The sequence below is a fragment of the Parabacteroides sp. PF5-9 genome, from assembly GCF_029893105.1.
In the GTDB taxonomy this organism is placed as follows: Bacteria; Bacteroidota; Bacteroidia; order Bacteroidales; family Tannerellaceae; genus JARXWG01.
Genome location: NZ_JARXWG010000025.1, coordinates 49,937 through 56,674, shown reverse-complemented (window position 1 = coordinate 56,674; position 6,738 = coordinate 49,937). Strand labels below are relative to the sequence as shown.

The window sequence follows — 6,738 nt, the reverse complement described above, 5'->3', positions numbered from 1 at the left end:
AGATACGTTCTGTATCCCCCTGTGGCTCATTCTATTTCGCTCACAGGGGGTTACGGATATGAATTCCTGCGGAATTTTGCTTGAATCCTATCTTCAAATATTCTTCGGATTGAATTTATTTTTTTGTACAACTTATGATCATTTAGACGCTAAAAATGACGATAATTGAACAAATTGTCATCTTTTGCCTGTTTTAGATAAATGAACAAATGTCCATTTTCGTGAATTTCAGCCCAAAAACAAGGCTTTTTCTGTTTTTTTTGACATAAAACAGCCTCTTATTCTTATTTTTTCTGCATCATTCTTTCAATTCATTGTGAAGACCTTCGGTAATCATTGTGATCATTTTTAAAATCATTTAGAAAACGCTGTTGAGTTATGCAAATGATTTTTCAGAAGTATGAAAAAGACAATCAAAAACCGCTGTTTTTACATTTATTCACTTCTCGTTGCCTCAAAAAAACGACACAAAATAAAATTACCATTTGTTATTTAAACGGGATGTTTCGTAACAACTATGTAAAAATCACTAGCATGAATTTCAGCGAGCCGTTCACCACGCAACTGTTTATTGAAAAAGTATCACCTTCTGTTTTTGTCAAGCTTCATTAGAATCCGATATTTGCAAACAGCCCTTAGTCCAGCCACAAATACGGACTTGAGAAAGGGGTTGGATTGACATTTTGATAATTGACAATCTGTTATTCTGCCCATGTCTGTCATAAGGTTGATTTTCGTTTTTAGGAGCGATTTTGCCGCGTTCATCTATATATTGCTTTTTAGGGATTGGATTTTTTGCATATTTACATCCTATTTATGTGTGTTATAGGCAGAAGGTAGGACAGGCGATTTCGAACAATTCTGTGGCGTGTGTGGCCTGTTCGGTTGAAAATTTTGTATGTTTGTGATGCGCATAGATTTGATGTAAAGAAGGTGCCTTAGAAATTTACTAAAAACGATTATACTAAATTATGCTACGAAAGATTAGAGTTATTTCAGCTATTATTTGTTTGGCCTTAATCACATTGCTGTTTTTAGATTTTACCGGCACACTGCACGGGTGGTTCGGTTGGCTGGCAAAGATTCAGTTCTTGCCGGCTTTGTTGGCATTGAATGTCGGTGTGGTGATTGCATTGGTTGTGTTGACCTTGCTTTTTGGGCGTGTATACTGTTCGGTGATATGCCCAATGGGTGTGTTTCAGGATCTGGTGTCATGGGTAGGCAGTAAACGAAAGAAGAGGCGTTTTTCCTATTCGCCGGCCATTTCCTGGTTGCGGTATGGGATGTTGGGACTTTTTGTTCTTGCATTTCTCCTTGGGATAAGTGCATTTGTCGCTTTACTGGATCCATACGCTGCTTATGGACGGATAGCGAATAATCTATTGGCGCCGGTTTATTTGTGGGGGAATAATTTATTGGCCTTTTTGGCCGAACGGATGGATAGTTATACCTTTTATACAGCCGATGTATGGATAAAGAGCGGTATCACTTTTGCGATTGCACTTTTAACATTCGGGGGTATCGGCTTTCTGGCTTGGCGTAACGGGCGCACCTACTGCAATACGATTTGTCCGGTAGGTACAACCTTGGGTTTGCTTTCCCGTTTTTCTTTGTTTCGTATAACCATTGATGCCGAAAAGTGTAATCAATGCAGCCTCTGTTCTCGTAATTGTAAAGCGGCCTGTATCGACTACAAGGGGGCTCGGGTGGATCATAGCCGTTGTGTGGCTTGTATGAATTGCCTCGAAACGTGTAAACAGGGAGCCGTCAGTTACAAGATGTGTACACTAAAAACAGCTTCGAAAGAGACAACAACGCATAAAGTGGCATGCTCTAAACAGGGTACTGAAGCTCGCCGCGGTTTTCTTTCTGCTACGGCACTGCTTCTTACGACTTCTGTTGTCAAAGCGCAACAACAGTTGCAGGTAGACGGGGGACTTGCGGATATCGAAGATAAAAAATCTCCGAACCGCCAAACACCAGTCGTTCCTCCCGGTGCATTGGGAGTGAAGAATATGAAACAGAAATGTGTCGCCTGTCAGCTTTGCGTATCGGCTTGTCCGAACAATATCTTGGTACCTTCCGGAAATCTGTCGACTTTGATGCAGCCGGAAATCTCTTTTGAAAAAGGATACTGTCGTCCGGAATGTGTGAAATGTTCGGAGGTTTGTCCGTCGGGCGCCATACAACCGATAACGGTTGCTGATAAATCGGCCGTCTCGATCGGACAGGCAGTATGGATCAAAGAAAACTGTATTGTCAACACGAAAGAGTTGCCATGTACCGCCTGTGAGCGCCATTGCCCGACCAAGGCGATTACGCTTATTCCCGTCCATCCGGAAGCGACAGAACAAAGCGGACAGTTCCCCGGAATGCGTCGTCCTGCAGTATTGAAGTATCCGGTGATCGATAAGGAGTTGTGTATCGGTTGTGGAGCGTGTGAATATCTCTGTCCGGCTCGGCCGTTCAGTGCCATTTATGTCGAAGGAAATGTCAGACATCATACCGTATAAAAATAAGACGAACATGGAAAATGTAGATAAAGATAAAAACAAGCTATGCCGTAGGGATTTTCTGAAAGTAGTAGGAACAGGTACGGTGACTACCACTGCAGGACTTATGGGATGTAAGCCGGATAAGCGAGTGTCTGCTGGAGGGTATATCGGTGAGGTGCCGACAGATCAGATGACTTACCGCACGAATCCGCATACGGGTGATGTGGTGTCGCTGCTCGGATATGGATGTATGCGTTGGCCACTCCGTAAGAATGCGAATGGCGAGGATGAAGTCGATCAGGAAGCTGTCAATGAGTTGGTCGATTATGCGATAGCACATGGAGTGAATTATTTTGATACGGCGCCGGTGTATGTCCGGGGATGGTCGGAGGCTGCAACAGGGATTGCCTTGAGCCGTCATCCGCGTGACAAATATTTTGTTGCGACAAAATCATCCCGTAACAATACCCTGGAAAGTGGAATAGCCATGTACCGCAAATCAATGGAAGATCTACAGGTGGATTATATCGATTACTACCTGCTTCATTCAGTAGGCGGAGGCGAAGGTGTCTCTTTGTTTGAAAGCCGTTTTATTGATAATGGGTTACTCGACTTCTTTTTGAAAGAAAAGGAAGCAGGGCGCATCCGTAACCTCGGTTGGTCGTTTCATGGAGACGTAAAGGTGTTCGATCATCTGCTTGCGATGGATATACAATGGGATTTCTGTCAGATACAACTGAATTATCAAGATTGGGAACATGCCACAGGTAGAAATGTTAATGCAGAATATTTATATGCAGAGTTGGCCAAGAAGAATGTGCCGGCCATTATTATGGAACCGTTGCTTGGTGGACGTCTGGCTCGTGTGCCACAACAGGCACTTGCAATGATGAAAGAAATTCATCCCGAAAATACCGCCGCACAGTGGGCTTTCCGTTTTGCAGGAACACCCGAACATGTTCTTACCGTATTAACCGGTATGGTCTATATGGAACATTTACAGGAAAACGTTGTCACCTATTCATCTCTCAAACCTCTGAACGAACAAGAATATCAGGTACTCGATCAGGTAACGGAAGTGTTAGTCGACTCAGACTACATCCAATGTACGACCTGTGAATACTGTATGCCCTGCTCCTTTGGACTGGATATCCCGGGAATTTTTGCGCATTATAACAGTTGTGTCAGTGCCGGCAAGTTATTGAAAAGTTCGAACGATGAAAATTACAAAAAAGCACGAAGGGAATTTCTGATCGGTTACGACCGTAGTGTACCTAAATTGCGACAAGCTGCCCGTTGTACGGAATGTGAAGAGTGTTTGGTGAAATGTCCGCAAAATATCAATATTACTGAAGAAATGCGTCGCGTGGATCAGTATGCTGAATTATTGAAACAAGGGACTGCGTTTTAATGGCAGTCCCTTCTCTATAGTCATCAGTTTGAGAAATGTTTTCTCTTCTTGTCTCCGTTTCTTGTTTTTTAACGAAATAACATCGGTGCCAAGTTCTTCAAGTCGTGGCGCCATACGTACCAGGAGTGGCCACCCTCCATTTCGGTATAGTGGTATTTGATCCCGTATTTGTCGAACGTTTGCATCATCTTCTGACAGTTTTTCCAGGCGATATCTTCTTGTCCACCCATTGATATCCAAAGCAGTTTGACATTCTTTTTAAACGTCTCCGCCTGTTTGTCCAGAATCGCTTCATATTTCTTATACATCGCTTCGTCGTTTTCGAACCAGCCGGAACTTAATATGCCAACGTATCCGAACTGGTCGGGATTAGGGAGTGCGATCTCGGTAGTCTCGAGTCCACCCATCGACAAACCTGCAACGGCTCGATTATCTTTATCGGTCAATACACGGAAGTTCTTCTCGATATAAGGAATGATATCATTCATCATCTCTTTAGCGAACTCAGCTACATCCATACTACCATTGGGCATAACCACGATCATCGGTTTTGTTTTGCCTTCGGCCAACAGGTTATCCATGATAAAGTTGGCTCTTCCTACATTCGGCCAAGCTACATCACTATCGCCACCACCATGAATCAGGTACAAAACCGGTAATTTATCTGTTGACGTATGATAGCCGGGAGGGGTGTAGATCTGCATCCGGCGTGTTGTTCCTGTTGTAGCAGACGGATAGTAGACCTGCGATACCATACCGTGAGGAACATTCTTCATAGAAAAGAACTCGCTATTGATGGTTGCCACATCTACCAAAGGTCTGTTTTCGTTAAAACTTGGGTTCTTTGGATCATAAACATTCACACCGTCAACCACGAAGTGATAACGATAGGAGCCAGGGTTTAGGCTTTCGGTAATCGCTTCCCAAACACCACGGTTATCCTTCGTAAACTGCAATCCTCTGACCATAATGTCACCACTTAAAGAGACCGCTTTTGCTTCGGGGGCATAGATGCGGAAAGCCATTTTGTTTCCGGGTAATACCTCTGTCGAGATCAGGCTGTCGTTAGCCGTGCGTGGACGATTCGGGAACTGCGCATGACCTGCCATCGAAAAGCACATAACGGATAGTAAAAGAATTAATTTCGTTTTCATATGATAAGTATTCGTGTGTAAAAGATCTCTGTTTTCGTGTCTTTTTTATTTTGTTTGCTATATGAATTTACAATCATTTCAATAATTTACGATTATCCACTTCATGCAATACCCGCATTTGTTGGATGGCTATCTGGTTGAGCTTTAGTAAGCGGTCAGATTGTGAGATTCCTTCATTTATCAAAACGGCATTGATATTCTCCATATTGGATAAGCAAATAAGTTCATTGATGGTGGCATAATCACGGATATTCCCTTTTTTATCCGGATTCGCATCACGCCATTGCTTGGCAGTAATACCGAAGAGAGCCATGTTGAGAACATCTGCTTCGCTGGCATACACGATTGATATTTGTTGAGCCGTGAGTTCTTCTGGTATGAGATTATGCTTTACTGCATCGGTATGGATATGGTAGTTTATTTTTGACAGTTCCCTTTTGGCTGACCAACCAAGTTGTTGCTGTTCATGTTCTTTGAGGCGCTGAAATTCAGTAATTAGATATAACTTAAATTCTGTATTAACCCATGAGGCGAACTCAAAAGCTATATCCCTGTGTGCATAAGTTCCACCGTTCGCACCATTTTTAGTGACAATTCCAATTGCATTAGTGAGTTCAACCCAGCGTGTTGGACTCATCGTGAAAGCATTTGTCCCGGCTTCGTACATAAGGGGGTCGAATTCGACCCCCTTAAAGCTAGGGTTATTTAATTTTTCCCATAAGCCCAAGAACATCAGCGTATTCTTACTACGCATCCAGTTCTTTACTACATCCTTTGGTTCTATCGGATTGCGTATTTTTGCGATGTTGGTAATAGATATGTAATCAGCATTGTTGATATGCAACATCTTAACCTGATTACCTTGCACATCTAAATTATTTTTAGCCATTTTTATTTCTGTTTTTTCGTTGTTCCTAAATCGCCACAACTTAGTTCTACAAATTTAGTTCAAATTAATGATATCCCTTATACTTCCAGTTCTCATTATCCTGTGGTTTTAAATGTCAATGAACTGTGAGTAGATAGTAGTTTCTCCACCCCTTCCATATCCTTCATTATAGAACTATCTAATGCTCGTGCATAGTGCTGCGTCATTTTAGTGTCAGAGTGCCCAAGCATTTTAGCGATATTTTCCTTGCTTACTCCATTTTCCATGATACTGAGGTGGCATATGAGTCTCGCGATATACGACGAGATTGACTTCGTTATTCCATATATATCAGCCACTTCTTTGAGATGGCCATTGTCTTTTTGATTGTTGGGAACTGGGAATAACAATCCGCATCTTCCAGTTCACGGTATATTTGACGCATTCTTTGGCTTGACTCCATTGTGCAACAGCTACACTGCGCTTAATTTGCACATCACACGTCCTGCCTTCTACTGTGATCCAGTAAAATAAAACTCAAATCGTGGGACTTTTGAGATTTGCAAAAAGTCCCACGATTTGGACACTATTCGTTTGCTTTTTCTCGCTTTTTTCTGCAACCCGTACAAAAAAAGAAATCCCTAATTCCGTATGGGAATCAGGGATTTACGTTGATTTGCTTTTTTCTTTGGCTTCTCTTGTGATCCGCCTGGTGATTTGCCTGGGGTTCGAACCCAGGACCCCATCCTTAAAAGGGATGTGCTCTACCTACTGAGCTAGCAAATCTGCCGGTGCATTTCTTGTGGAATG

At 42.6% G+C, this 6,738-nt stretch carries 4 protein-coding genes and 1 tRNA gene; 2 read left to right on the top strand and 3 right to left on the bottom strand.

Annotated features, from left to right (window positions below; translation table 11 throughout):
- Nucleotides 1-971: 971 nt before the first annotated feature.
- Together M2135_RS13220 and M2135_RS13215 are read left to right on the top strand one after the other, a co-directional pair.
- Nucleotides 972-2,513 (top strand): 4Fe-4S binding protein, encoded by a 1,542-nt coding sequence (locus tag M2135_RS13220; RefSeq protein WP_280748992.1) that lies wholly within the window; start codon nucleotides 972-974, stop codon nucleotides 2,511-2,513.
- Between the two features lie 13 nt (nucleotides 2,514-2,526).
- Entirely contained in the window at nucleotides 2,527-3,906 is a 1,380-nt protein-coding gene (locus M2135_RS13215) for an aldo/keto reductase (RefSeq protein ID WP_280748991.1), read from the top strand.
- Between the two features lie 68 nt (nucleotides 3,907-3,974).
- Here M2135_RS13215 and M2135_RS13210 read toward each other — a convergent pair whose 3' ends face one another.
- From M2135_RS13210 to M2135_RS13200, 3 genes are all read right to left on the bottom strand, one after another.
- Complete coding sequence (locus M2135_RS13210) at nucleotides 3,975-5,060, bottom strand: alpha/beta hydrolase-fold protein (RefSeq protein ID WP_280748990.1); 1,086 nt, start codon at nucleotides 5,058-5,060, stop codon at nucleotides 3,975-3,977.
- A gap of 73 nt (nucleotides 5,061-5,133) precedes the next feature.
- The gene (locus M2135_RS13205) at nucleotides 5,134-5,949 is read right to left on the bottom strand and encodes a KilA-N domain-containing protein (RefSeq protein ID WP_280748989.1); all 816 of its coding nucleotides are present in this window, start codon (nucleotides 5,947-5,949) and stop codon (nucleotides 5,134-5,136) included.
- 689 nt (nucleotides 5,950-6,638) lie between these two features.
- Nucleotides 6,639-6,714: transfer RNA gene (locus M2135_RS13200), tRNA-Lys, on the bottom strand.
- Nucleotides 6,715-6,738 lie beyond the last annotated feature (24 nt).

What these genes read in the sequence shown, in the direction of transcription:
- M2135_RS13210 (WP_280748990.1), bottom strand. Translation starts at nt 5,060, where the DNA reads ATGAAAACGAAATTAATTCTTTTACTATCCGTTATGTGCTTTTCGATG.
- M2135_RS13205 (WP_280748989.1), bottom strand. Translation starts at nt 5,949, where the DNA reads ATGGCTAAAAATAATTTAGATGTGCAAGGTAATCAGGTTAAGATGTTG.
- M2135_RS13220 (WP_280748992.1), top strand. Translation starts at nt 972, where the DNA reads ATGCTACGAAAGATTAGAGTTATTTCAGCTATTATTTGTTTGGCCTTA.
- M2135_RS13215 (WP_280748991.1), top strand. Translation starts at nt 2,527, where the DNA reads ATGGAAAATGTAGATAAAGATAAAAACAAGCTATGCCGTAGGGATTTT.